This is a genomic window from Pseudomonas sp. 65/3-MNA-CIBAN-0223 (assembly GCF_040310425.1).
In the GTDB taxonomy this organism is placed as follows: domain Bacteria; phylum Pseudomonadota; class Gammaproteobacteria; order Pseudomonadales; family Pseudomonadaceae; genus Aquipseudomonas; species Aquipseudomonas gregormendelii.
In genome coordinates, this window is the sequence record NZ_JBEOPV010000292.1 from 1 (window position 1) to 245 (window position 245).

Annotated in this window: 1 protein-coding gene; it reads left to right on the forward strand. The window is 43.3% G+C overall.

All coding sequences use genetic code 11. From position 1 onward, the window contains the following. Positions 1–245: hypothetical protein (locus AAEZ09_RS28935; protein ID WP_502947623.1), on the forward strand; the 245-nt coding region annotated here is incomplete at both ends.

Below are 245 nucleotides of genomic sequence, written 5' to 3' on the forward strand. Positions count from 1 at the left end.
GTGGTAATCGACCCGTTATCAACAGCCACAGCAAAACAAGCAGATTTACATTTAGCCATTAAGCCGGGCGTTGATTTAACATTATTTCATGGTTTACTCGGTTATTTAGCCGATCAAAATTGTGTCGACCATGCGTACATTGCCGCACACACAGAAGGCTTTGATACCGTGGTTTTGCAGGCGCAACAATTAAGTATTAATTTAGCCGATCTTGCCACACAAGTCGGTGTTTCAGTCACTCAGCT